The organism is Pseudomonas sp. JL2 (assembly GCF_031570495.1).
GTDB classification, from domain to species: Bacteria; Pseudomonadota; Gammaproteobacteria; order Pseudomonadales; family Pseudomonadaceae; genus Aquipseudomonas; species Aquipseudomonas rhizophila.
This window is the reverse complement of the sequence record NZ_JAKUDH010000013.1, coordinates 27,395-50,868: the sequence shown is the minus strand read 5'-3', so window position 1 is coordinate 50,868 and position 23,474 is coordinate 27,395. Positions and strand designations below refer to the sequence as shown.

The following is a 23,474-nucleotide window of genomic DNA, read 5'->3' as shown; positions in this document are numbered from 1 at the left end:
ACTCAATCAAAGGATTAATGCCATGACCCCGTCTTTACGCCTGGACGATTTGCGCGACGCCTACCGCAGCGGCGAACTTACACCTCGCAATTTACTGTTGAGCCTGCGGGAAAAAGCCGCGGCGCTGAACCCGGACTACCACCTGTTCATCCACCTGCTGACGCCCGAGGAGCTGGAACCTTACCTCGTCGCGCTGGAGGGCCAGGATCTGGAAAACCTGCCGCTGTATGGCGTGCCGTTCGCGATCAAGGACAACATCGACCTGGCAGGTATTCCCACCACGGCCGCCTGCCCGGCGTTCAGCTACGTGCCGCAACGTTCGGCCACCCTTGTCGAGCAGCTACTGGCCTTGGGCGCGATTCCTCTGGGCAAGACCAATCTCGACCAGTTCGCCACCGGGCTCAACGGCACCCGCTCGCCTTACGGTGCCTGTCGCAATAGCGTGCTGCCCGACTATCCGGCCGGCGGTTCAAGCGCCGGCTCATCACTGGCGGTGGCCCTGGGTGTGGCAAGTTTTGCCCTGGGCACCGATACCGCTGGTTCGGGTCGGGTGCCGGCGGCGCTGAACAATCTGCTGGGTTTGAAGGCCACCAAAGGATTGATTTCCACGGCGGGTGTGGTGCCGGCCTGTCGCACGCTGGACTGCGTCACGACCTTCACCGCAACGGCGCGGGAAGCCAGCCAGTTACTGGCGCTGACAGCCCATCTCGACCCACGCGATGAGTACAGCCGCCGCAACCCGCTGTGGAACGACGGCTCTGCGTTCGGCGCGCCACGCAGCTTTCGCTTCGGCGTGCCTCGTGGGCAAGACCTGGCTTTTTTCGGCTGCCACGAAGGTCCACAACTGTTTCAAGCGGCCATCGAGCGCCTCAAGGGCCTGGGCGGCGAAGCGGTGGAACTGGACCTGTCCCCGTTTCTGGAAGCCGCCCGGCTCCTTTATGAAGGGCCTTGGGTGGCTGAGCGCTACAGCGTTGCCGGGGAGTTGATGGAGCGCGAGCCCGATGCCGTACTGCCAGTTATCCGCGCCGTATTGGCGAAAGCGCCTACCGTGGATGGCGTACAAACCTTCCGTGCCCAGTACCGTTTGCAAGCGCTCAAAGCCCAATGCGATCGCGTCATGGAAACGCTCGATTGCGTCCTCACCCCGACCATCGGTCGCCCGGTGACCCTCGCCGAACTGGCCGCCGAACCAGTGCTGCGCAACTCGGAGCTGGGTTACTACACCAACTTCATGAACCTGCTGGACTACGCTGCCGTCGCTGTTCCCAGCGCATTCATGGCTAACGGCTTGCCTTGGGGCGTGACGCTGTTCGGTCGGGCCTTCACCGATCAATACCTGTTAAGCGTCGCCGATGCCTTGCAGCGCCAGCAAGCGCCGGCCGTGCCAGCGCCCGCCAACCCGGCTCGCCATGACCGGGCGCGGCTGGTGGTGTGCGGGGCGCATCTGAACGGTTTGGCGCTGAACTGGCAGCTCCAGCAACGCGGAGCCCGTCTGATCGAGGCCACCCACAGCTCAGCCGATTACCGTCTCTACGCACTGGCCGGTGGCCCGCCTCTGCGTCCCGGCATGCTGCGGGTCAGTGAAGGCGGCGTGGCCATCGAGGTGGAGGTTTGGGAATTGCCGAGCAGCGAACTCGGTTCGTTCCTGACCGGCATCCCCGCGCCGCTTGGGCTGGGCAAGGTACAACTGGCCGACGGCCGCTGGGAAAGCGGATTCATTTGTGAGCCGTATGGTTTGACGGACGCGCAGGACATCAGCCATTTGGGGGGATGGCGGGCTTATTTAGACAGTCTGAAAAAGTTGTGATTGTGTGGCGAGGGAGCTTGCTCCCGCTCGGCTGCGTAGCAGACGCTTTTGCGGTCGCTGCACAGCCCAACGGGGCGGTGCGACATTTCGGTAAATCCCTCGCCACCCTTTACAAACCTGCAAATCCGAGCACCTTTTCCTACAAGGCCACTAAACTGATTTCATTGGGTCTGCGCCAAGGAAATCGCCATGTCGCTCCGTTCGCCGTTGTATTCCCAGCGCAAGCCGCTCCTGCTCGTGGCGGGGCTGCTAGGTGCAGGCTTTCTGATCATTTCATTGTTGGGCTACCACGCTGCCAACACTTCGGTACGGGACCACACGCTCAGGATGCTGTACCTGAACCTGCTGATCGGCCTGCTCGTGACGCTGGCGGTGTTGGCAATCCTTTATCAATTGATCAGCAGCTACCAACGCCGCATCGACGCCCAGGCGACCCTCGACAGCCTGACTGAACTTCCCAACCGCCGAGGCTTCGACCTGTTGGCGGTACAAGCCCTGCACGAAGCCCAACGTGAACCCCAACCCCTGGCGGCGCTGCTGCTGGAACTGGACGAGTTCAAGCGACTGGACTCCACCCATGGTCACATCGCCAGCGACCAGTTGTTGACCGGGTTCGCTCGCGACTTGACCGACAGCCTGCGGCATTCGGACATCGTGTGTCGCTGGAGTGGCGAGACGTTTATTGTGCTGCTCAAGGACACCGACGGGCAGAACGGTCTGAAGATCGCTGAGAAAATTCGTCAACGGATCGAACAACAACGTTATTTCTGCAGTGGCAAAGAGCTGCGGGTCACCGTCAGCATCGGCCTCACCACCTTGCAGGGTGAAGACACCTTGCACAGCCTACTGTCGCGGACCGATCATGCGCTGCAACGCGCCCGGCAAACCGGGAACAACCGAACCTGTGTACAGATGCCTCATTCCAGCTATGAATAAACCCGACTTGTGCCCGGCCTGTGGCGCCAGCAATGACTGCACCCTGGCCGACCCACGAACCGCCGACCGCGCCTGCTGGTGTTACGGCGTGAGCATCGACCCGGCCGTGCTTGAAGCATTGCCGGCCGAGCTGCGCGATCAGTCCTGCCTGTGCCCACGTTGCGCCCAGGTCGAAACCCAGTTGCGGGCCAAGCCGCAGCCGATCGCGTAAGATGCCCGCCCTTCGCTCTCTTGCCTGACCTGCCCCATGCGCCTTGACCGCTTCCTCAGTAATCTGCCGCGTTTCAATCGCCAACAAGTCCGGTTATTGTTGGTGGAACGCCGAGTGCGGATCGACGGGCAGATCATCAGCGACCCTCATGCACAGGTGCGCGAATTCAGCCGGGTCGAAGTCGATGAACAGGTGCTGCAAGCCGGTCGCCCACCCCGATATTTCATGCTGCACAAACCGCCCGGTTGCGTCAGCGCCACCCGCGACCCGCAACACCCCACCGTGCTGGACCTGCTGGATGAGCCAGACAAGGACGACCTGCACATCGCCGGGCGGCTGGACTTCAACACCACCGGGCTGATGCTGATCACCAATGACGGCAGTTGGTCACGGCGCCTGACCCAACCGCAGACCAAACTGCCCAAGGTCTATTACGTCGAGACCGAGCAACTCATCACCGCCGAATACGCCGTCACCTTCGCACGCGGGCTGTACTTCGCTTTCGAAAACCTCACCACCCAGCCTGCGGAACTGCTACTGCTGGGGCCAAGATCGGCGCGACTGAGCATCGTTGAAGGCCGCTATCACCAGGTCAAACGCATGTTCGGCCACTTCGACAACAAGGTGTTGCGCCTGCACCGTGAACGCATGGGACCGCTGCTGCTGGACGCCGAACTTGAGCCGGGCCAATACCGTGCCCTGAGCCCTGAAGAGATCCAGCTGATCTGATCGTATGACCGCTCGGCAGAAGTGTCGGACAATTGTCAAACAACACTTGCGCGACGGCCGGTCCACTGCTTGAATCAAACCGTCGGCCGAAATGTGACCGATGAGTCACCACATACTTCCAAGAAACTTTTTGCCGGCCGGAGCCTCCTCGGGTTCCTTCTTAACTCCGGCAAACTGCCCGCCATAACAATACCCGTCGACCGGCTTTCGTGGATCGACATGGGCCTTATCTTTCAGGCGTATGCCTACCTGTCACATTGCTCGTGCAATCTCATTGCGCGCATACCCGCTTGCCAGGAGTCTTATGACATGAGGCCAGAAATCGCTGTGCTGGATATACAGGGTCAGTATCGGGTTTACACGGAGTTCTATCGCGCAGACGCCGCGCAAAAGACCATCATCCTGGTCAACGGCTCGATGGCCACCACCGCGTCGTTTGCACAGACCGCCAAAAACCTCTACCCGCAATTCAACGTCGTGCTGTACGACCAACCCTATGCGGGCAAGTCCAAGCCCCACAACCGCCATGAAAAAATGCTGACCAAAGAGATCGAAGGCCAGATCCTCCTGGAGTTGATCGATCACTTTGCCGCAGAGCATGTGCTGTCTTTTTCCTGGGGCGGCGCCGCCACCCTCACCGCCTTGGCCCAGCGTCCACGGCGCATCGAAAAAGCGGTGATCAGCTCGTTCTCCCCAGTGCTCAATGCACCGATGCGCGACTACCTGGAACGCGGCTTGGATTACCTGGGCAGCCTGGACGGCGACCGCGTGGGACACCTGGTCAACAGCACCATCGGCAAACACTTGCCGCCGCTGTTCAAGCGCTTCAACTATCGCCACGTCAGCAGCCTGGCCGAGCACGAATATGGGCAGATGCATTTCCACATCAACGACGTGCTCCACAGCGACCGGTTGTGCTACGTCAACGCGGCGAAAAAAATCAACGTGCCGGTGCTGTTCCTGAACGGCGAATGGGACGAATACACCTCAGCCAGCGATGCCAAGGTTTTCGCCGACCACGTGCAGCACAGCACCTTCAGCACGCTGCAAGCCACGGGGCATTTCCTGGACATGGAACACAAAGCCGCCTGCCGCGACAGCCGTGATGCCCTGCTGGGTTTCCTCAAGCAGCCCCATCAAGAAAGCCGACCGCGCTACAACTACGTGCAGGACTACCATGCCCTGGCTATGTGAAACCGAGTCCTCGCGAGCAAGCCCCGCCCTGCCCCAACAGACACGGGGCTTGCCCGCGAACGACCGCTCTGGTTTGAGGTTTGCGTAGACGCATCACCGCTGCGCCCGTAAAGAAAAACTTCAAATCCGCGCCCACATCTGGTACAAAGTCAGCCGCTCTGAGCGGGTGTCGTATAATGGCATTACTCCAGCTTCCCAAGCTGATAACGAGGGTTCGATTCCCTTCACCCGCTCCAATCGAATTCTGGTCTCACGCCGTGTGGTTTTGGCGGGGGATACGAAAAAAACCGGCTCTTGGTGGCCGGTTTTTTTTCGTCCGCAGTTTGTTGGGCTCCGCCCTTAAAGCACAGTGCTTGCAGTAATACCGACCCAGGATAAGAGCGAAGAAAACTCGACCTGTTTAATTTTCGTAAACACATCCGGCGAAGACACGTTTAAATACATTCCACGTTACGCCCTAGAGGCTACGAGACCTTGCGTCCTTACTTACGCGTGCGTCAGAATCCGCCGGCTTGTGCGCTTTCCCCCCGGCCCCTATCGTTTACCTGCCACTGCCCATCAGTGGTCGGGTTTAGTCGCTCGGTCGGTTTTAGTAAAGTGCATGAGTACCATTCAGTCAGGTCATTCTATTCCTGCACTTGATGGTGGTTGTGCGCAGGGCGCCCTTGGGCGCGCCGGGTTTGCTAATTCCACCGGTCGACTAACCTGCGTACAGCCGCCACCCTCTTTTAGTCGAGAACGGTTGCGGCCCCAACTCTGGAATTAGACATATGTTCAAGGTTACCCCCAACCCCCCGGATATCGATTCGGTACTCTACGGCGACTCTCTCGACCCTGAAAAGTTGAAAGAGGCGGCAGACCGCGCACTCAAGCACTACCTGAACCCGGGGGCGCCGAAAACGCAGATACGGCCCCGCAAGCCCAGCACGATCTTCACCATCGACGCAGCGGTGGATGACGAAACGTTGCTCGTTGAGGCGTGCGAATCCTTGGCATCCGCCAGCGTGATGGTCAGCGACCTCACCGACTTGACGGACGGCCCACAACGCCAAACGATGCTGGTGTTGCAACGGGTCATCATGTTGGGTGAGTTAGCGGTCAATCGAGTACTGGATAACCACAAGCCTGGCTAATCGCCAGGGGTTGTTGTGGGGGCACTTGCGCCCCCCCAACAGTCATTCAGTCCAACAACGAAGCCTGTTTGAGCAATTCGAAAAGTCCTTCAGGGACTAGCGCAGACGTAGCGGTGAAGCTGGAACCCAGGCACCACGTGGCTTTGAACGAAGCACCATTGCTTTCATGACCGTCTAACCAAGATCGCTCATAGACGTCTACATCATCAAACCTTGCATCGTAGACCTGGACTATTTCGTGTCCTGGCTTGCCTGCGTAGGTGAAAATGCTTTCCAAAGTGCCAATCAATCGAACATCACTGATCGAAAGAGCCAGTTCTTCCTGCACTTCACGGACGATGGCATCGATACCTCGTTCGCCGAACTCAATGCCGCCGCCAATAGGGCGAAAGAGGGTTCGCTGTTCAACGGAGTCATAGAATTGGTTAACCAGTATTTTTCCGTGATGATGAAAGATACAGAGCGCGAGGGCACGAATGCGTGGTTCTGACATGAGTAAAATTCCCTTTTTGACTTGATGAGCTGACGGCACTGGATTCCCTCAACTTGAGGCAGAAATCCAGTAGCGGTCAGATCGCGACCCACAATACTCAATGTGCGAACAGACATTCTAAGCGGAGCTTGGCTGCCAATTATGCGCAAGCAGCTCGCCAATTTCACTTGTCCCCGTGTGTGAGCGCGAAATCAATCGCTGGCTCGAACTGGCCGACAAAGCCAGTGGCTGATCAGAGTCACAACACCCACCACCAGCCCCGCCAGCAACGCGCCACCCGCCGCAGGTTGCGCACAGCAGGCACCTCAAAGCGTCGATAGGCTGGTGAGCGGTAGTATGACGGGCGGACGGTTTGCCGATTACCCTCTGCTATATAGTTTGTCCGACGATGGCTGTCCGGCGCGAAAGGCCGTAATCGGCCATTTGCGGCCTGTTGCAAAGGTGGGCTACCGATCTATAGCTGCATCCTTTCTTTATCAGAATCAGGTCGAAGGCTCACACCGACAAGCTAAAGTTTTTCGTACATCACCTCGAATTCTTCACCCAATTCCTGTTGGATGAATTTCAGTAATTTAGCGGCGGCCTCGTCAAATTTTGCGTAATCGTCTTCACTCCAAGGGCCGGGATCTGGTGGGTAATCCCAGTTCAGCGAGGTGTCATGCCACTGTGAAAGCTCGTTAAGCATTGCCTGGACTTCGTTACTGAGTGGTAGCCTCTCTTCAATAGGCCCTACAGAAAATTTATCCCGGGCAATATTGTTTCCACACCAAAGGCAACCGCCGCCCCATTCGAACATTAAGCGAACACGATAGCGTTCTGCCCCCATCATTGGGCTCCATTTTTTTGTGGGTACATGGTGCGCACAATAGGCTGGCAAAGATATCCACGCTAGGCCAGCAACTGGACGCAGGGTTTCTTCAATTTCCGTCAATCGACAGTCCGACTTCAGCGACGCCCTCCCACACTGAAATACCTTGCAACTCTTGCCTGATTGAGAAATCCCACGCGCTTTTCTAAATTTTTTCCCACAACGCCGGGCCCCTCTGACAGCGAATCGCTGCCATGTCGGAGTTGCAGTTTGTACAACTTCGACACTGAGAGGAGGGGCTTATGACTGCCCTAGAACCGTTCTTTTTTGCCGAGTTTCTCGGCACCGCTACTTGGTTGTGGCTCGTTTTTATCAGCATCGTTATCAGCCTGTTGGTCTTCGACCTCGGGGTGCTACACCGTGAGCATCGAGAAATCGGCGTTCGTGAAAGCCTGCTGCTGTCTGCTGGCTATATCACGGCCAGCTTGCTGTTTGGGCTCTGGGTCTGGCAGGTCAAGGGCGGTGATGCCGGGATGGATTTCTACACAGGCTTTCTGATCGAGAAATCGTTGTCGATGGACAACGTATTTCTTATGGCGATGATCTTCAGCTTTCTCTCAATCCCGCGTAAGTATCAGCACGAGGTGCTGTTCTGGGGCATTCTCGGTGTGATAGTGCTGCGCGCGATCATGATTGGCCTAGGTGCGGCGCTGATCGCCGAGTTCAGCTGGATTCTCTATGTGTTCGGCATCTTCCTGCTGTTGACCGGGGCCAAGATGCTGTTCAGCAAGATCGATGACCATCCGGACCTTAGTGAAAACCTGCTGGTGAAGTTCCTGCACAAGCACATGCGGGTGACCGATCGCTTGCATGAAGGGCGCTTCTTCGTCCGTCAGGCGGATGCCAGTGGGAAGTCCGTGCTCTGGGTGACGCCGTTGTTCCTGGCCCTGGTGCTGATTGAATGTGCCGACTTGGTGTTCGCTGTGGACAGCGTGCCGGCGATCTTTGCCATCACCCAGGATCCCTTCATCGTCTACACCTCTAACATCTTCGCCATCCTTGGCCTGCGTGCGTTGTATTTCGCTCTGGCGGCGATGATTCACCGCTTCGCCTATCTCAAGTACGCCCTGGCGCTTGTGCTGGTGTTTATCGGCGGCAAGATCTTCCTGGTCGGCATCATCGGCAAGATTGCGCCGGTGATTTCCCTGAGCGTGACCCTGGCTTTGCTGCTGGGCGGTGTGCTGCTATCGCTTTGGAAAACCCGCGACCAGGCCTCTGCTCGCTCGCAGGTTTAGATCCAAACAGGCGGCGGCCGCTACACGAAAACAATATTTGCAACTGCCATCGGGGGCCATAGGCCGATGTCGTTGAATGGGTGAGGGGCAGCCGAAAGTGAGCCGCCCCTCGTCACTTAAACGCGATGTACTGTTGTGTAGGCGCGTTGGTGAATAGTCCGCCCCCCTTCGATGCGTTCTCGAATGCAGACGCGAATTGGTAGAGTCCGATATCGTTCATCTGCACGACCTTGCTTTCATTTGCCGATCCGTGGAGCGAGTGAAAGACAATGCCTCGAACGGGAATCCCCCCTGGGTTGATTAATGCGTTGAGGATTTTTACAGGTAAATCCGTCTTCGTTTCAGGCCCTATGTACGATGCGTTTTTGCTTGCCATATTGATAAGGCACCAGAACAACCATTTGGGTGACATTTGCTGGCCGGTGCTGGGATGACCCAGTGTCGCGTTGACGCTTCCTTTCGCTTCAACAATCAGGTACTCAATTACGTTGCCTGTGCGCATGTCCCGTTTGACCCAAATCTGGTCTATTCCATTGGGGCGCATCCCGTTTGCGGACTTCCCCATTTTCATCTGGTAGTCCGTGCCATACGCGGTGATCAGGAGTTTGCTTGCTGCATATTCCCCGCGGGCCGACGTTATAGACTGCGGGGTCTTCAGATCTCCACGAAGGTTCGTGTAGTGGGTGCTCAAGCGATTTCCAGATTTGACATCGTTTCTTTTGAACCGGTCCCAGCCGAGGCTGTGATCCTCCCCCCGAAGCCAGGTGTTCACCGCTTCCCTGGTCGTGGCGTCGAGCCTGGAAACGGCGTCGTAGTGATCCCACGCTTCTTTTGCCTGCCGACGCACGATCCCTTGCTGCCGTATATCCTCGAATGCCAGCAACATCTGCGCACGATGCGTCCGAATCCACTGCACATGCTGATTAGTTGAGTCGAACAGCGGATGACTATGGGCGCTACCTTGGGTATGACGCGCATCCCGCCTCAGTGCCTGTGAGATTTCAAGTTGGCCCTGCATGTCGAGTAGAACGAGTTGGTCGGCGCTGGAATTGCTCGGAAGGACGGTGTGACGGTTCACAATCTGGCTGATCAGGCTACTCTCGGGTGGATCCAGCAACTTTCGAATGCCTATCGTTCCAAGGGCTGTGTAAGGGTATTGCTGGCTCGATAAAAGCGTCAGGTTATTCGTGGTCAGATCCAGCGTAGGTTGGTCGCCCAGATAGAGATCTACTTTCAGACCGCCAGGCCGCCCCGCTTCCAGGTTGTTCAAGATGCGTTGATTCAACTGGTCGTTGGTGTCGGTATAACTTGTCAGCTGGTTCATATCAGGCGCCGTCCGTTGGCAAGGGTAAAGGCCGGATACAGAGCCGCAGTGAACGGTCGTTTACGGTCACTATCACTACGCGGGGCTTGATAGCAGCATAGAACACTGTGTCTGGAGTGTGAGTCTGAATTCAAAACCGGTGTAACGGGCGCTCAGGGGCATTCAGCGGGAATACGCGGATGCCTGCAAGAAGCCGCCTGCGCAAGCGGCATGACGCGAAATGGGCCGGCCGCACATCGCCAACATGCGCAGGGTGCTGGATCTCATTGTTTACAAGGTTCCGGTCAGTCGAAAAACCATCACCGTGCTCAATCAGAACCTTCAGTACCATAGCACCAGACTGAAGGCTATCCGCTCGGCCCTTAAAGGCCGTGAGTCACTACGCCAAAAGGTACAGTGATGGATGATAATCAGAGTCAAGGCTCACCAGTCCAGATGGTGAAGGTGAGATGCAATGCCCCACTCGCGTCAGCCCTCCGCTAACAAGCAGAAAATGGGTTGACGCACGTGGCAATTCTCTCTAGATTCATCCCCATCGAAGCGACTGACCAGATGAGATTGAGCGCTTCCCAGCGACGAAAGTCGTAACCGCGCAAGGCGGTTCGTAAGTGGTGTCTGGATCTGCTTTACCGAATACGAAAAAAGACGCCTGCGGCGTCTTTTTTCGTTTCTGTCTCTAACGCTTGGTCGATGTCGGCTGCCGCATGTGGATCTTACCGCACAGCAATATAAAGCCCATCCTGCCCAGTAATCGAGGCGGTTTGTCGGTTTGATGATAAGCGCTTTCAACGACAAGGTTCAGGTCCTGAGGCTTATCCTTGGCAGCCCGGCGTATCTCAAAAAACACGTGATAAGGTCCGTTCGGGTCTACGATCGTCATTGAGTACGCCCAATTGCGCAGCGCCGCCGTCTCGCGCACCTTGGCCTGGGGATGGTTTAGCGCTTGGATCACGGCCGGTAACATCAGCGACAGACGATAACGGGTTGCACAGAACGTACGCTGCCGCCCGGCCTGGTCGAGAACAATCTGCTGTCCGACCGGATGCGTGGCCTCGTCATACCCCTGACTGAAACAGTGGCTCGAAAAGGTGACGTGCACACCCAAATCACGTCCCGCCAAATCACTCTGTACTGTGAATGTAAACGGCTCAAGATGAGCAAAATCGTAAACCTGACCACCGATGGTCAGCGGTGGAAAATAGACGGTCACTGAGGTCTCCGTTCCGGCCAGCGAGTCAAAGTAAAATATCGAATAGTTCTGGGGAGGTTTGTAGGCAAACTCCGAGAGTTGCGTAGGGGGCACAGCAAACCCCATCCGATAGGCAGCAAAAAGCCCCGATGCTTTCGCACCGGGGCTTTTTGTGAATATCAATATCGGCTCGCCCCTTTCACGGTTTCCCGCTTATCCCGCTCCCTCGGGGGGGTGTCTGAGCGATAGAGAATCAAACATGCTTTGCGACAAAAGCGACGACGGCAAACAAGGTCAGAGCGAACACTGCACCGATGCTGAACGGCAACAACGTAACTCGCATTGTGGTCGGGGCAGGGCGTCTCATCTCTTCAGCTAACGCCTCTACCTCTTGATGCAATTGCTCGATGCTTGCTTGATAACTACGATGCGTAGGCATGTATCATTTTCCTCCGAGGCCGCAGGCCGTGCTGAGTCTGTGAACCATTTCGATCGAGCTCTAAATTATCGCGCTCGTTCTGAAGCATTGATCATCCTTCCAGGGTTTGAGCCACCGCCTCAGCGTCGCTTTCTGAGAAGCCAGCAAAATCTGTCGGACGTCCATCACTCATTGCCAATCGTGCAGCACATTTGCTAACCGCCAGCCTGAGTGTCCGCTTCAATCGAGTTGACACCCGCAAGATCATAAGCACCTGGATCGATTAGTTGTTTACGCATGGGTATGCAAGCCAATTGCAGCCCAGAGGGAGAGTTGTAAACACTTTGGGCACCTGCGGTGAAGCCACAACGGCGATAGAAAGCAGCAGCGTTTAGAGTCGCTTCAAGATGGATCTCAGCAAGTCCCCCCTCTCGGGCCAGATGCTCGAGATAACTGACCATACGTTTACCGATGCCCTGCCCCATGAACTGCGGCAGCACAAAGACTGCGCCCAGTTCACCGCTTTGGAAATCTATCAGACCTGTTCCAACGGGAACCCCATCCACCAACGCCAGGTGATAGTCCTTTTCCACCCACGCCCTGTACCCGTCCGTAAATGGCACAGAAGTCCAAGCCATCACTTGATCGTTCGTGTAAGCAGCAATGCACTGGTGCCGTATTGCTTGAACGCGGATATCAAAAGCAACCTGCGCGTCACCTTGTTTGGCTGGACGAACTTGTAGCATTTTCACACTCCTTTCCTTGGCGACTATGGACGGGAAATCAAGTAAACAAGCCCAGATCAATGCCTTCAGTGGCCAACGCACGTCGAACAGCCGGCCGCTCAATTACAAGGCTCATGGTATGTGCCCACATCGGATAGTTCTTGCTCATATCCAGGCCGATCCATTTTCCCCAAAGCCAGAACACCAGAAGCACGGGATGCACGATCGTGAAGCTTTTAGGATCGGGCAATGCCCTCAACTGATGTTCGATAAAGGCATAGTCCCGCTCGACATTCTTTATGCCCATTGCAATCACATTGGGAAAGCACGAGGGATCGTCGAGGACTCGCTGGGGCCTCCAGATCTGTCCGTATGCCAATGTATGCACGGTGCCCGACAGCCAATTCAACCATTCGATACAACGTGCCTGCGCGCCAGGCTCGCAAGGAAGGAGGTGGCCTTCCGGATGCCGGGCTGCGAGAAAAAACAGAATGGCGGGCAGCTCGGTCAGGACATCACCGACGCCGCCGATATCCGCCGAACTTGATTGCAAGGCAGGCACTCGCCCCTTCGGGTTGATCGATAAATATTCGGGCGTCTGGGTCCCGCTGCCTTTGAGTGCAGAACGTAATTCCAATTCGAAGGGCAGCCCCAACTCTTCCAAGATTATATGGGCCGCCAACGAACAGGCGCCGGGAGAATAGTAAAGCCGGTACATATGCATTCCTTGGATATCCTTATCGAGGCGCAGATTAGCCGCCGTAACTATTCAGCCCCCCGGCAAATGCCCCAACGGCAGCGCCCCGGGAGTCTTCACCGTATGAATCGCAAAATTACTCCGGATGTCACTCACCCCCGGCAACTTCAGTAGCCGCCCAGTGAGAAAACGGTCGTAGGCGCGCAAGTCCGGCACCACCACTTGCAACAGAAAGTCCGATTCGCCTGAGACCAGAAATGCTGAAATCACCTCCGGCAACGCCGTGACCGCTTGGCGAAATGCTTCGGCCTGTTCGTCGTTGTGCCGTTCAACCTTGACGCCGACAAAGATCGTCAACCCAAGTCCTACTTCATCACGGTCGAGGATGGCTTGGTAACCGCGAATGACGCCGGCTTCTTCCAGCATCCGCACGCGGCGCAGGCATGGCGACGCGGACAGGCCGATTTCCTCCGCCAACTGCACGTTGCTCAAGCGGCCGTCGCGTTGCAGCGCGGCGAGGATTTTGCGATCGAAGGCGTCCAGTTTCATGGATTGGTAGTTTCCGATTGAACTTCACGATTACTTGGCAGGTTATGCCAATTCCATAAGCTTTAGAAGCTGACTTCGCAACCACCTGCCCTGCCCCTCAGCCATAGACTGGCATTACCGAATTCGTCGATGCAGGGGGTGTGGTGTGGCAGAGCTCTGGTTGTTTTTGATGGCGTTAGTGGTGGTGTATCTGTTGCCTGGGCCGGACATGATCCTGCTTCTGCAAACCGGCGCCCGTCAGGGTAAGGGCGCGGCGCTGGCGACTGCGGTAGGCCTGGGGATCGCTCGGGGGTGTCATGTCGCGCTGGCAGCGTTGGGGCTTTCGGCGTTGTTCAAGACCGCGCCCTGGACCTTTGACGTGGTGCGCCTGGCCGGTGCCGCTTATTTGTTATGGATTGGTTTTCAATGCCTGCGGACTTCGCTGTTGCCAAGCTTTGAAGGGGCCGGCGTTGAGGCAGGAAGACGGCAGTGGCACCCGGCGATTCGGCGCGGGTTGTTGACCAACCTGCTCAATCCCAAGGCGCTGCTGTTTTGCTCGGTGCTTTTGCCACAGTTCATCGACCCACAGGGCGGGCCAGTGCTTGGGCAATTTGCAACCCTCGGCGTGGTGTTGGTCAGCGTCGGCTTGTTGTTTGATAGCGCCTATGCGCTGGTGGGCGTGGCGCTCGGTCGCTGGCTCCAGCGTTCTCCTTCGGCCCAGCGCCTGCAGCAGTGGCTATTTGGGAGTCTTTTGATTGGGTTTGCGGTGCGACTGGGCTTTGTGCAGCAGTTGTAGTGCTTTTGGACAGGCTGATTGGAGAAGAGCGAAGCAATCGGAGTCGAAAATCCGACCGACTTTTGGTGGTTATAGTGTTGATCATAAAAATCAAGTGGGTATAGTAACCACCAAGCACACCTCACAGAGGTGATGTGAATAGCCGATTTGCCAGTTGCCCTGCCCTCCCGGAGAACGATTGACATGCTTTACCCGATTGCAATTTCCATGGGCGATGAGAAGCACGCCTGGGGTGTTGAAGTACCGGATATTCCGGGTTGTTTTTCTGCTGGCGATGACCTGGACGATGCCATGGCGATGGCCCGCGAGGCGATTGAAGGGCACTTCGAGATTCTGGCTGAGGACGGCTCGCCGATTCCATCGGCCAATACAGTCACCTTACATGCGGCCAATGCGAAATACGCAGGTTGCACCTGGGCGCTGGTGGATATTGATGTGACCAAATATCTGGGCAAGGCGCAGAAGCTCAACATCACCTTGCCTGGTTATCTGCTGAACCGTATTGACGAGTACGTGCTGCACCATCCTGAAGAAAAAAGCCGTTCCGGGTTTCTGGCCTCGGCGGCGCTGAAGGTGTTGCAGCAAGGACGTTGAAAACCAACCTGCCCCAGCCCCTAACCCCTTGTGGGAGCGAGCCTGCTCGCGATGGCGCCATGTCAGCCAGGAACAATCCTGCTGATCTGCCCATCGCGAGCAGGCTCGCTCCCACAGTTTTTTTGCAAAAAGCCGGTTATTTTTTCTCCGAACCGGACTCCTGCATCTGCACCGACGACTTGGTGCCATCGGTGTTGTCCTTGGTCTCGTTGTCCGAGTTGTCGAAGCAGCCCTGCAGGGCGAACAGGCAACAGGTGAGGAAAAAGGTGCGCGTGAGATTCATGGTGTACTCCGATTGAGGGCTTTAAGCAGTGACCTCTGAATACGGTGAATGGTTGCGATGACCTTGCAGCTCAATGAACTTCAGGCTGCGCGGCAAATGTAAGTAGAATTTTCATCGCTTCATTGCTGTCACACCAGACAGGTAAGTCCCAGAAGGAAACGCAGCAATGAACTTCGCAAAAATCGCACAAAAACTGGCCCTGTGGGCAGGCAGTCCCAAGACGTTTTTGGGGGCGCTGGTGTTGCTGGTGCTCTGGGCCGCCAGCGGGCCGTTTTTCCAGTTCAACGATACCTGGCAACTGATCATCAACACCTCGACCACGATCATCACATTCCTGATGGTGTTCCTGATTCAGAACACACAGAACCGCGATACCGACATCTTGCATCTGAAGGTCGACGAATTGATCAGGGCGAACAAAAATGCACACGATGCAATGCTCGGGCTGGAGTCGCTGGACCTCAAGCAGTTGGAAGCGATGAGAAGACACTACCAAGCCATGGGTGAGAAGGAGGCCAAGAACCTCGGTGCCGAGCAAGGCCTGGAGCCAAAAAACAAGATCGATCTGAATCAGTGCTGAGACTGGCGCGCGAGCAGCCTTCGCCACTCGCGCGGCCAAGCGTGAAGTCAGGGCAGCGGATTACCGCCCGTCACGCCAAACACTTCCCCGGTGATGTAGCTCGACTCCTGTGACGCCAGCAGCACATAGAGCGGTGCACACTCGGCCGGTTGGCCTGGGCGCTTCATCGGAACTTGAGAACCAAAGGTGGGGATTTTCTCCTGGGGTTGTCCGCCGCTGGGTTGCAGCACGGTCCAGATCGGCCCCGGTGCCACGGCATTGACCCGTATCCCCTTGCTGATCACTTGCCCCGCCAGCGCCTTGGTGAATGCGACGATGGCCGCTTTGGTGGTAGCGTAGTCCAACAGGGTGGCGGACGGATCGTAGGATTGGATCGACGCGGTGTTGATAACCGTCGCCCCCGCCGGCATCAGCGGTACTGCGGCCTTGCAGATCCAGAACATCGCATAGATGTTGGTTTTCATGGTGTCATCGAATTGCGCGGTGGTGATATCGGCAATGTCTTTCTGTGCTTCCTGTTTACCCGCGACATTCACCAGGATATCCAGGCCACCCAGTTGCTCATGGGCGCTTTTCACCAGTTGGACGCAAAATTGCTCATCCTTCAGATCGCCCGGGATTGCAATCGCCTTGCGACCCTCGGCCTCGATCAGCTCGATGACTTGCCGCGCGTCACGCTCTTCGCTTGGCAGATAGTTGATCGCAACATCAGCGCCTTCCCGAGCGTAGGCAATGGCGGCGGCGCGACCGATGCCCGAGTCGCCACCGGTCACCAAAGCCTTGCGCCCTTCCAGGCGCCCGAAACCCTGGTAACTTTTTTCACCGTGATCGGGCTTGGGCACCATGTCCTGATCGATACCCGGTGGCGACTGCGGCTGGTCGGGGAAAGGGGGACGGGGATACTGGGTCAACGGGTTCTGCATCGCGTATTGGTTGGGTTCTCGGCGTGTGGACATCGAGCTTCTCCTTTTCGGCGGGCAAGGTGAGCCGGGGCGCAAGCGCCCTGGCCCTGAATGTTAAACGTGCGGCGAATCAGCGACTGGCCTGGAGCGCCCGGGCCATTTCGAGGTGGGTCTGCAACTTAGGCAGGGTTTCGTCGGCGAACGCCTTGATTTCCGGCACTTCCGTGGTCTTGGCCTGTTCCTGGATCTGCGCAATGGCTTCCTCGGTAGCCTTGACCTGGCTGGCGGCATAGGCAGCCTCGAACGACTCGCCTTCCGGCACTTGCGGCATCAGCGTCTTGGCCTTGTCTGCCACTTCTTCCCGTGGCGCGACAGGCAGGTCGAGTTTCTTCGCAATCTTGGCCAGATGCTGGTTGGCGGTGGTGCGGTCGTTGATCACCATGATGGTGTAATCCTTGACTTCCCTGGACTCGGCCTTGCCGTGGGCCATGCGGCTGGCCTCGATGTCGGCCATGCCTTTGGCCGAAGCATCGTTGATAAACTCGGCAGGCGATTGTGCCCAGGCACTGTTAACCCCCAGGCCCATCAGCACGACGAGACTGGTGCTGCGTAAAAAGGTGGCCATCCGGCTCATGGTCACGCCCTCCTCTAAAAAGTTGCGGCAGATTTCTCGCCGCTGAATCAGAACCACCTGTAACGATGTGGACAAACGTCTGTCCCGAATACGGCCGATACCGGCTTCAACGGGTGCCTCTGGACGACGATGAAGTGGGTGGTTCTCCCACATGTGCGACCCGATCCAGACGCCTTCGTTCGATCCAGGGCAATGTTTCCGGCGAGCGGGCCCCACCTGATATTCGAAAGGGTCGCGAACTGAAAGGTTTGAAAAATCGTTGGGCGCCACGACGAACGGTGGCCCGTAGTCAAATATCGAACGCCTTGTGATTCTGGCGTTTAGCGGCGTACATCGCCTCATCGGCGTGGCGGAACAGTGCGACATCTTCCAGGCCATGCTCGGGGAAACAGGCCACCCCGATGCTCGGCTCGATGCTCAGGCAATGCCCGTCCAGGCGCAGCGGCTGGGTCAGTGCATGACGGATCTTTTCCTGCACATGGTGGGCATCTTCCAAGGCCTGGACACTATGGAGCAGCACAACGAACTCATCGCCGCCAATGCGCGCCACGGTGTCGGTGTCGCGCACACAACCCTGGAGCCGGCTGGCCACTGCCTGCAACAACATGTCGCCCACCGCGTGGCCGTAGGTATCGTTGATCTGCTTGAAGCGATCCAGGTCGATATACAGCAGCGCCATGCGCCCAGACGCCGTCCGGGCGGTGGCCAGTGCGGCCTTGAAGCGTTCGCGCAGCAGTTCGCGGTTTGGCACCTGGGTCAACTGATCGTACTGAGCCATGCGCTGCAACCGGGCGTGCAATTGCTGGCGCTCGATGGCGATGGTGAGCTGCGCACAGACGTATTGCAGCAACTCCTTGTCCTGCTCGGTGTAGCGCTGGTTGTCTTGCGTGCTCTTGACGATCAACGCACCGATCGTGCCGTTTTGCGAGATCAGCGGTACACCCAGCCAGCAGGGAGCGTTCGGTTGCGCCACAAGGTCGCAGAACCCCGATGGCAACTGACTGCAACCGGGCGTCAGCAGGATTGGTTGGCCGCTGCGAATCACTTCGGCGCACAGGCGCTTGGTGACTGAGCCCGGCCCATCGGGCTGTCGTTCCAGATCATCGACGTGATAGGCAAAGTTCAACTGCTCGCACTGCTCGTCATACAGCGCCACCGAAAAATTCAGCGCCGGCAGCCACTCGCCAATGATCAGGTGGATGCGCTTGAACAACGCCAGCAGGTCCGCAGCCGCATGGGCGGCCTCGGAGATCGCATACAACGCCGCCTGCCGAGACTCGGCCTGCTTGCGCTCGGTGATATCCCGGGCCACGGCGATCCGCAACTGGTCCGCCGGCGACCAGCGCGCCGACCACAGGATATGCACCACCCGACCGTCCTTGTGCAGGTAGCGGTTCTCGAAATTGAGCTTGGGTTCGCCGTCCATGATCTCCCGCGCCGCATCAAGAGTCCGCTGGCGGTCGGCAGGATGCACCAGGTCGATCATCGGCTGGCCGATCAACTCCTGCGGGGTGTAACCGAAAATGCGTTCACAAGCGGCGCTGACAAACACGAAACGCCCCTGGCCGTCGACGGCACACACGGCGTCCAGCAAAAGATCCATGTAACTGGCCAGCGGCGCACGATTGCGAGTGTCCATGGGGCTGGTGGTCTTCCGATAATGCATCGTTGAAAAAAGCCTTGCCTGCGCAGCCGGCACGTCAGCCCTGCGCCTTGCTGGCCAACAACCGATTCGCGCCAACAATACCCATGAGGATAGCGTAGGCCAACGGGCCGCCCAAAAAACTGATTGTTATCAGCAATGGCAATATCGACCCATGCAGCAGCTCGGCACGGCTGCACAGGCGGGGCGAAGATTCAGGGAGCCGTAAAAAACTCCATGGCGGCGTAAGGCGCCTGTCGACAGGCCTGCAGGCGGGACGTCAGATCTCCCACATGGATTTCGAGTTTGTGCCCGTCCGGGTCGAGAAAGTAAAACGAGTCCCCTTCGCTGCGGTTGTCGCGCCACGTCACCACCTGGGCCGCATTGAGCCGCGCCACCAGCACCGGGAAGTCCTCGGCACGGATACTGAATGCGTAATGGGTGTAGTCCGCCGCAGCCTCCTTTTTGCGCAACGGGTCAACAGACAGGCACAGCCATAGTCCGGGCAGCGACAAATAGGCCCCTTTGTCCCACCTGGCCTCAAGGCGAAGCTGCAATAGCTCGCTATAAAAAACCACACTGGGGTCCAGCTCGGTGACGGCAAGTGTCAGATGATTGAAGCCTGAGAGCATCGACAAGCAACCTTTGGAAAAGAAACGGATGGGTCAAGTGCAGCAGGCTCAAGGGTGAAAGCATCGCTTTGCCCAGCTCCGACAGCGCAAACGGATTCCCCGCCCAGCCCCTTAGGCAAGATCCTACACAGAAGTCTCCGGTAACGCTCAAACACGCCGGAAACGGCCGATTCAAAGCCCTGCATAACGATCTGTAAAGTCTGGAAACACACAGATATCGAAACCACCCACGGACAGCACCACTCAACCAAGGAATGTAAGCGCACCATGAACCAGACTGCACAGCCAACCCATCGCTACACCAACTACCGCAAGGTCATTTCCCTGGCGGACCAGGACTGGCAGAGCGCCGAAGTCGGAAAAATCTCAGGGCTGAATGTCGAGGTCAAGACACCCAATGTCCTGGTCGACCAGTACGGCCGAACCTTTCACCACTTCTGTACCACGTCCTATCTGGGCCTGGATCACCATCCGGCGTTGCTGGACGGGGCCATGACGGCCCTGTGGGAAACCGGGACCTTGCGCGTCGCTAACTCGAAAAACCGCTGCAAACTGGCGATCCTGGACCGATACGAAACCCAATTGTCGGAGTTGTTTGGCGCCAGTTGTCTCAGCGCCCTGTCATGCAGCGCAGCGAGCGCCGGGATCCTGCCGTTGCTGGCCAGCGGCGTGCTCACCGACAATCGGCCGCCGGTCATGGTGTTTGACAAACATGCCCATTACTCGATGAACCACGTCAAGGCTGCCTGCGCCGATGAAACCCAAGTCATCACCGGGCCCCACAACGACATGGACTTTCTCGAGGACGTGTGCAAACGACAGCGCAACGTGGCGTATGTGGCCGATGGGGCCTACAGCATGGGCGGGGTGACGGATATGGACAGCCTGTTGTACCTCAAACAGCGCTATGGCCTGTTTCTCTATCTGGATGACTCCCACGCGCTGTCCGCCGTAGGGCAATGCGGAGCGGGCCTGGTCCGGTCACGCTTGCACGCCGTGGACGAGCGCACGCTGATTGTCGCCTCGCTGGCCAAATCATTCGGGGCCAGTGGCGGCCTGGCGATGTTTGGCAGTGAACGGCAAAAAACACTGGTGCAGCGCTACGGCGGGCCGAGCAATTGGTCCCAGAGCCTGAACGCGGCGGCCATTGGCGCCGGCATTGCCTCGATCCGCCTGCACCGCAGTCGAGAATTCAGCGCCTTGCAGGAGCGTTTGCAGGCTAATATCCGCCTCTTCGACAGCCTCATCCGCACCGAACAGCTCGGCAATGCCATGGCGATCCGCCTGGTGACATGCGGTGAAGCAACCCTGGCCAACAGCCTGGCGGTCGAACTGGCCGACCTGGGGTATTTCACTTCAGCGGTCTTTTTCCCCGTAGTGCCGCAAAACAAGGCCGCAATCCGCATCACCCTGCGCGCCGACATGGAGACGAACGTGATTCGCTCGTTCTGCGAACGGATCACCAATCTGCTGCTGGCACACGGGCGTGACATCCGTCCTTGAACGAGCGCCTTGATGAAGAACCGTACGACCCTGATCATCACCTGCACCACTGTCTTCCTGGCACAACTGGGCATGAGCATCTACTTGCCGGCCCTGCCCGACATTGCCCGGGATCTGGGGGCCGATGCGTCCAGGGTTTCCTGGGGCTTGTCGGTTTACCTGATCGGCATGGCGCTGCCAATGTTGCTGTGGGGCAGCGTGAGCCAGCGTCTGGGACGCAAACCGGTGTTGCTGGCGGCATTGGGGTTGTACGGCCTGAGCAACCTGGCCTTACCGCTGGGTACGACAGTCGAGGCGTTCCTGACGCTCAGGTTGATTCAGGGCATCGGCGCCAGCGGTATCTCGGTGATGGCCAGGGTATTGATCCGTGACAGTTTCAGCGGCGATCTGCTGGCCAAGGCCCTGTCATGGATCTCGATAGCCTTCGTGATTGCCCTTGGCATTGGCCAGTATCTGGGCTCCTTGATCCAGGTTGCCTTCGGCTGGGAAGCGATCTTCTACGGTTTGGGTGCGGTCAGCCTGGCCATGGCGGTGGCAGTGTCCCGGGTCGGTTTCCCAGTGCTGACAGAAAGCAGCCACGGGCAATCAGCGTGGCGCGTCTACGGCAGAATTCTCCGATACCGAGGTTTTTTACTGCCGGCATTGGCTGGTGGCCTGGGTTACGGCGTGATCGTCGCGTTCAACACCGCCGCGCCACTGATCCTGCAGGAAAGCTTTCATTGGTCAGCGATTGAGTACGGCCTGCTGGGCTGGCCGATCAGTGCGGCGTACCTGTTCGGCGCGCTGGCGGTAAACGCCTTTGTGCTGCGCACCGGTCAGCGACGGCTGATGAGCTGGGGCATTGCGCTGGTGCTGGGTGGCAGCGCAACCATGCTGCTGGGGAGCGTCGCGCTGAGCAGTGTTGCGCTGCTGTTCTGGTTGCCGTACTGCTTCGCGGTGTTCGGCCAATCGTTGAATTACCCCATCAGCCTGTCCCTGGCCAACGAGGGTTCACCGGTGGCCGGTGCTTATGCCATGGCGTTGAGCGGTTTCCTGCATCAACTGATGGCATCGGCGATCGGCGCCATGGCCAGCCTGTTGTTGAGTCAACAGGCCTGGCCGCTGGCGGCATTGTGCACGCTGCTGGCGGTGGCAGCGATGCTGTGCGTGCGGTTCATGCCGCCACGGGTCGCTTAAAAGGCGCTGCGGAAAATCTCCTCGATCTGCCGTTGATCCCCTGCCCGTGGGTTGGTCAGGCCACAAGCATCTTTCAATGCGTTGGTGGCCAGTACCGGCACGTCGTTGAGACGTACGCCCAACTCACGCAGGCCGGCCGGAATATCCACATCCCGGGCCAGGCTGCGGATCGCCTCAATGGCCACCCGCGCGCCCTCCTCCGGGCTGAGTCCGCGCGTATCGGCGCCCATGGCATGGGCCACGTCGGTCAGCCGAGCGGCACATACCGAGGCGTTGAAACTCTGTACATGGGGCAACAGCACGGCATTACACACGCCGTGGGGCAAGTCATAAAAACCGCCCAGTTGATGGGCCATCGCATGCACAAAACCCAGCGAAGCATTATTGAACGCCATCCCCGCGAGAAACTGCGCGTAGGCCATGTTCTCCCGCGCCGTCAGATCGTTGCCGTCGCGCACGGCCTGACGCAGATTGTTGCTGATCAACGTGACCGCTTTCAGCGCGCAGGCATCGGTGATCGGATTGGCGGCAGTGGATACGTAAGCTTCGATCGCATGGGTTAACGCATCCATGCCGGTGGCAGCCGTCAGCCCCTTGGGCATCGCCACCATCAACGCCGGATCGTTGACCGACATGAGCGGCGTCACGTTGCGGTCGACAATCGCCATTTTCACGTGGCGGGTCTCGTCGGTGATGATGCAAAAACGGGTCATCTCGCTGGCAGTCCCTGCCGTGGTGTTGATGGCGATCAGCGGCAACTGCGGTTTACTCGAGCGGTCAACGCCCTCGTAGTCACGAATTTCCCCGCCGTTGGTGGCACACAAGGCGATGCCCTTGGCGCAATCGTGGGGCGAGCCACCACCCAGCGACACCACGAAATCGCATTGGCTCTCCTTCAGCAACCCCAGCCCGCGCTCGACATTGGCGATGCTGGGATTGGGCTTGGCACCGTCGAAAATCACCGAATCGATGTCCTGCTGCGCCAGCAGGTCGGCCACCTTGCTGGCGACGCCGGCCTTGGCCAACCCTGTGTCAGTGACGATCAGGGCCTTGCGAAAGCCGTAGTTACGGATGGCGGTCATGGCCTCGTCGAGGCAACCCAGCCCCATGACGTTCACGGCGGGAATGAAAAAGGTGCTGCTCATGGGAGATGCTCCTGGAAGAGGCCGGGATTGGCAGGGCTACCAGAATGACCGACTGGTCACAGCGCATCTTGATCTGGCTCAAGACTGGGTCGTGATAAAG

At 58.0% G+C, this 23,474-nt stretch carries 25 protein-coding genes, 1 tRNA gene and 2 pseudogenes; 13 read left to right on the top strand and 15 right to left on the bottom strand.

The genetic code is table 11. The features are described 5' to 3' along the window. The first annotated feature begins 22 nt into the window (after window positions 1-22). From atzF to MKS85_RS17295, 7 genes and pseudogenes are all read left to right on the top strand, one after another. Window positions 23-1,807: an allophanate hydrolase gene (gene atzF, locus MKS85_RS17325; protein WP_188252096.1), complete on the top strand. Its 1,785-nt coding sequence runs from the start codon at window positions 23-25 to the stop codon at window positions 1,805-1,807. 330 nt (window positions 1,808-2,137) lie between these two features. Beyond that, window positions 2,138-2,743, top strand: a pseudogene (locus MKS85_RS17320) (GGDEF domain-containing protein); the annotation flags it as partial. Further along, window positions 2,736-2,954: a cysteine-rich CWC family protein gene (locus tag MKS85_RS17315; RefSeq protein ID WP_047227993.1), complete on the top strand. Its 219-nt coding sequence runs from the start codon at window positions 2,736-2,738 to the stop codon at window positions 2,952-2,954. The pseudogene MKS85_RS17320 and the gene MKS85_RS17315, both read left to right, overlap by 8 nt. Before the next feature lie 36 nt (window positions 2,955-2,990). Then, window positions 2,991-3,683 (top strand): pseudouridine synthase, encoded by a 693-nt coding sequence (locus tag MKS85_RS17310; protein ID WP_139050925.1) that lies wholly within the window; start codon window positions 2,991-2,993, stop codon window positions 3,681-3,683. 309 nt (window positions 3,684-3,992) lie between these two features. Further along, window positions 3,993-4,877, top strand: coding sequence for an alpha/beta fold hydrolase (locus MKS85_RS17305; protein WP_188252095.1), 885 nt, complete (start codon window positions 3,993-3,995; stop codon window positions 4,875-4,877). Between the two features lie 162 nt (window positions 4,878-5,039). After that, window positions 5,040-5,113 (top strand) — tRNA-Gly (locus MKS85_RS17300). A 534-nt stretch (window positions 5,114-5,647) separates the two neighbouring features. Beyond that, complete coding sequence (locus tag MKS85_RS17295; RefSeq protein ID WP_139050927.1) at window positions 5,648-6,010, top strand: DUF6124 family protein; 363 nt, start codon at window positions 5,648-5,650, stop codon at window positions 6,008-6,010. A 46-nt stretch (window positions 6,011-6,056) separates the two neighbouring features. Here MKS85_RS17295 and MKS85_RS17290 read toward each other — a convergent pair whose 3' ends face one another. After that, window positions 6,057-6,503 carry an NUDIX hydrolase gene (locus MKS85_RS17290; protein WP_139050928.1) on the bottom strand — a complete coding sequence of 149 codons (447 nt, stop codon included), beginning with the start codon at window positions 6,501-6,503 and terminating at the stop codon, window positions 6,057-6,059. Between the two features lie 508 nt (window positions 6,504-7,011). Then, entirely contained in the window at window positions 7,012-7,434 is a 423-nt protein-coding gene (locus MKS85_RS17285) for a hypothetical protein (RefSeq protein ID WP_223194538.1), read from the bottom strand. Between the two features lie 179 nt (window positions 7,435-7,613). Here MKS85_RS17285 and MKS85_RS17280 point away from each other — a divergent pair, with 179 nt between their 5' ends. Continuing rightward, window positions 7,614-8,606 (top strand): TerC family protein, encoded by a 993-nt coding sequence (locus tag MKS85_RS17280; RefSeq protein ID WP_188252094.1) that lies wholly within the window; start codon window positions 7,614-7,616, stop codon window positions 8,604-8,606. 112 nt (window positions 8,607-8,718) lie between these two features. Here the strand turns inward: MKS85_RS17280 and MKS85_RS17275 are convergent, their stop codons facing one another. The 6 genes from MKS85_RS17275 to MKS85_RS17250 all read right to left on the bottom strand — a co-directional run bounded on the left by MKS85_RS17275 (window position 8,719) and on the right by MKS85_RS17250 (window position 13,508). After that, a complete protein-coding gene (locus MKS85_RS17275) occupies window positions 8,719-9,930 on the bottom strand; it encodes a hypothetical protein (RefSeq protein WP_047228000.1) in 1,212 nt (403 codons plus the stop codon). A 676-nt stretch (window positions 9,931-10,606) separates the two neighbouring features. Continuing rightward, window positions 10,607-11,140, bottom strand: a complete 534-nt coding sequence (locus MKS85_RS17270) for a hypothetical protein (RefSeq protein WP_188252093.1) — start codon at window positions 11,138-11,140, stop codon at window positions 10,607-10,609. A gap of 232 nt (window positions 11,141-11,372) precedes the next feature. Then, window positions 11,373-11,558, bottom strand: coding sequence for a hypothetical protein (locus tag MKS85_RS17265; protein ID WP_173407276.1), 186 nt, complete (start codon window positions 11,556-11,558; stop codon window positions 11,373-11,375). A gap of 194 nt (window positions 11,559-11,752) precedes the next feature. Next, window positions 11,753-12,283, bottom strand: coding sequence for a GNAT family N-acetyltransferase (locus MKS85_RS17260; protein ID WP_188252092.1), 531 nt, complete (start codon window positions 12,281-12,283; stop codon window positions 11,753-11,755). Window positions 12,284-12,320: 37 nt separating this feature from the next. After that, window positions 12,321-12,980: a glutathione S-transferase family protein gene (locus MKS85_RS17255; RefSeq protein ID WP_188252091.1), complete on the bottom strand. Its 660-nt coding sequence runs from the start codon at window positions 12,978-12,980 to the stop codon at window positions 12,321-12,323. A gap of 51 nt (window positions 12,981-13,031) precedes the next feature. Continuing rightward, window positions 13,032-13,508, bottom strand: a complete 477-nt coding sequence (locus MKS85_RS17250) for an Lrp/AsnC family transcriptional regulator (RefSeq protein WP_188252090.1) — start codon at window positions 13,506-13,508, stop codon at window positions 13,032-13,034. 145 nt (window positions 13,509-13,653) lie between these two features. On the opposite strand from MKS85_RS17250, the gene MKS85_RS17245 reads away from it, so the two are divergent. Both MKS85_RS17245 and MKS85_RS17240 read left to right on the top strand, forming a co-directional pair. After that, a complete protein-coding gene (locus MKS85_RS17245) occupies window positions 13,654-14,283 on the top strand; it encodes a LysE family translocator (protein WP_310663038.1) in 630 nt (209 codons plus the stop codon). Between the two features lie 183 nt (window positions 14,284-14,466). Then, window positions 14,467-14,877 (top strand): type II toxin-antitoxin system HicB family antitoxin, encoded by a 411-nt coding sequence (locus tag MKS85_RS17240; RefSeq protein ID WP_047228002.1) that lies wholly within the window; start codon window positions 14,467-14,469, stop codon window positions 14,875-14,877. Window positions 14,878-15,013: 136 nt separating this feature from the next. On the opposite strand, the gene MKS85_RS17235 is transcribed toward MKS85_RS17240, so the two are convergent. Then, entirely contained in the window at window positions 15,014-15,160 is a 147-nt protein-coding gene (locus tag MKS85_RS17235) for a hypothetical protein (RefSeq protein WP_171061408.1), read from the bottom strand. 166 nt (window positions 15,161-15,326) lie between these two features. Here MKS85_RS17235 and MKS85_RS17230 point away from each other — a divergent pair, with 166 nt between their 5' ends. Further along, on the top strand, window positions 15,327-15,740 hold the full coding sequence (locus tag MKS85_RS17230) for a low affinity iron permease family protein (protein WP_188252089.1): 414 nt from the start codon (window positions 15,327-15,329) through the stop codon (window positions 15,738-15,740). A gap of 47 nt (window positions 15,741-15,787) precedes the next feature. On the opposite strand, the gene MKS85_RS17225 is transcribed toward MKS85_RS17230, so the two are convergent. The 5 genes and pseudogenes from MKS85_RS17225 to MKS85_RS17205 form a co-directional block, all read right to left on the bottom strand. Beyond that, entirely contained in the window at window positions 15,788-16,696 is a 909-nt protein-coding gene (locus tag MKS85_RS17225) for an SDR family oxidoreductase (protein ID WP_173407280.1), read from the bottom strand. Between the two features lie 76 nt (window positions 16,697-16,772). Continuing rightward, a complete protein-coding gene (locus MKS85_RS17220) occupies window positions 16,773-17,276 on the bottom strand; it encodes a DUF4142 domain-containing protein (RefSeq protein WP_047228005.1) in 504 nt (167 codons plus the stop codon). 289 nt (window positions 17,277-17,565) lie between these two features. Further along, window positions 17,566-18,915, bottom strand: a complete 1,350-nt coding sequence (locus MKS85_RS17215; RefSeq protein ID WP_047228038.1) for a diguanylate cyclase domain-containing protein — start codon at window positions 18,913-18,915, stop codon at window positions 17,566-17,568. 85 nt (window positions 18,916-19,000) lie between these two features. Beyond that, a pseudogene (locus MKS85_RS17210) lies at window positions 19,001-19,120 on the bottom strand (LysE family translocator); the annotation flags it as partial. Between the two features lie 13 nt (window positions 19,121-19,133). After that, a complete protein-coding gene (locus MKS85_RS17205; protein ID WP_310663037.1) occupies window positions 19,134-19,550 on the bottom strand; it encodes a fosfomycin resistance glutathione transferase in 417 nt (138 codons plus the stop codon). A gap of 267 nt (window positions 19,551-19,817) precedes the next feature. On the opposite strand from MKS85_RS17205, the gene MKS85_RS17200 reads away from it, so the two are divergent. Further along, a complete protein-coding gene (locus MKS85_RS17200) occupies window positions 19,818-21,053 on the top strand; it encodes an aminotransferase class I/II-fold pyridoxal phosphate-dependent enzyme (protein ID WP_188252087.1) in 1,236 nt (411 codons plus the stop codon). A gap of 12 nt (window positions 21,054-21,065) precedes the next feature. Continuing rightward, on the top strand, window positions 21,066-22,229 hold the full coding sequence (locus tag MKS85_RS17195; RefSeq protein WP_076386001.1) for an MFS transporter: 1,164 nt from the start codon (window positions 21,066-21,068) through the stop codon (window positions 22,227-22,229). On the opposite strand, the gene yiaY is transcribed toward MKS85_RS17195, so the two are convergent. Further along, window positions 22,226-23,374, bottom strand: coding sequence for an L-threonine dehydrogenase (gene yiaY, locus MKS85_RS17190; protein ID WP_047228009.1), 1,149 nt, complete (start codon window positions 23,372-23,374; stop codon window positions 22,226-22,228). The two genes, MKS85_RS17195 and yiaY, sit on opposite strands and share 4 nt — an antisense overlap. Window positions 23,375-23,474: the final 100 nt, after the last annotated feature.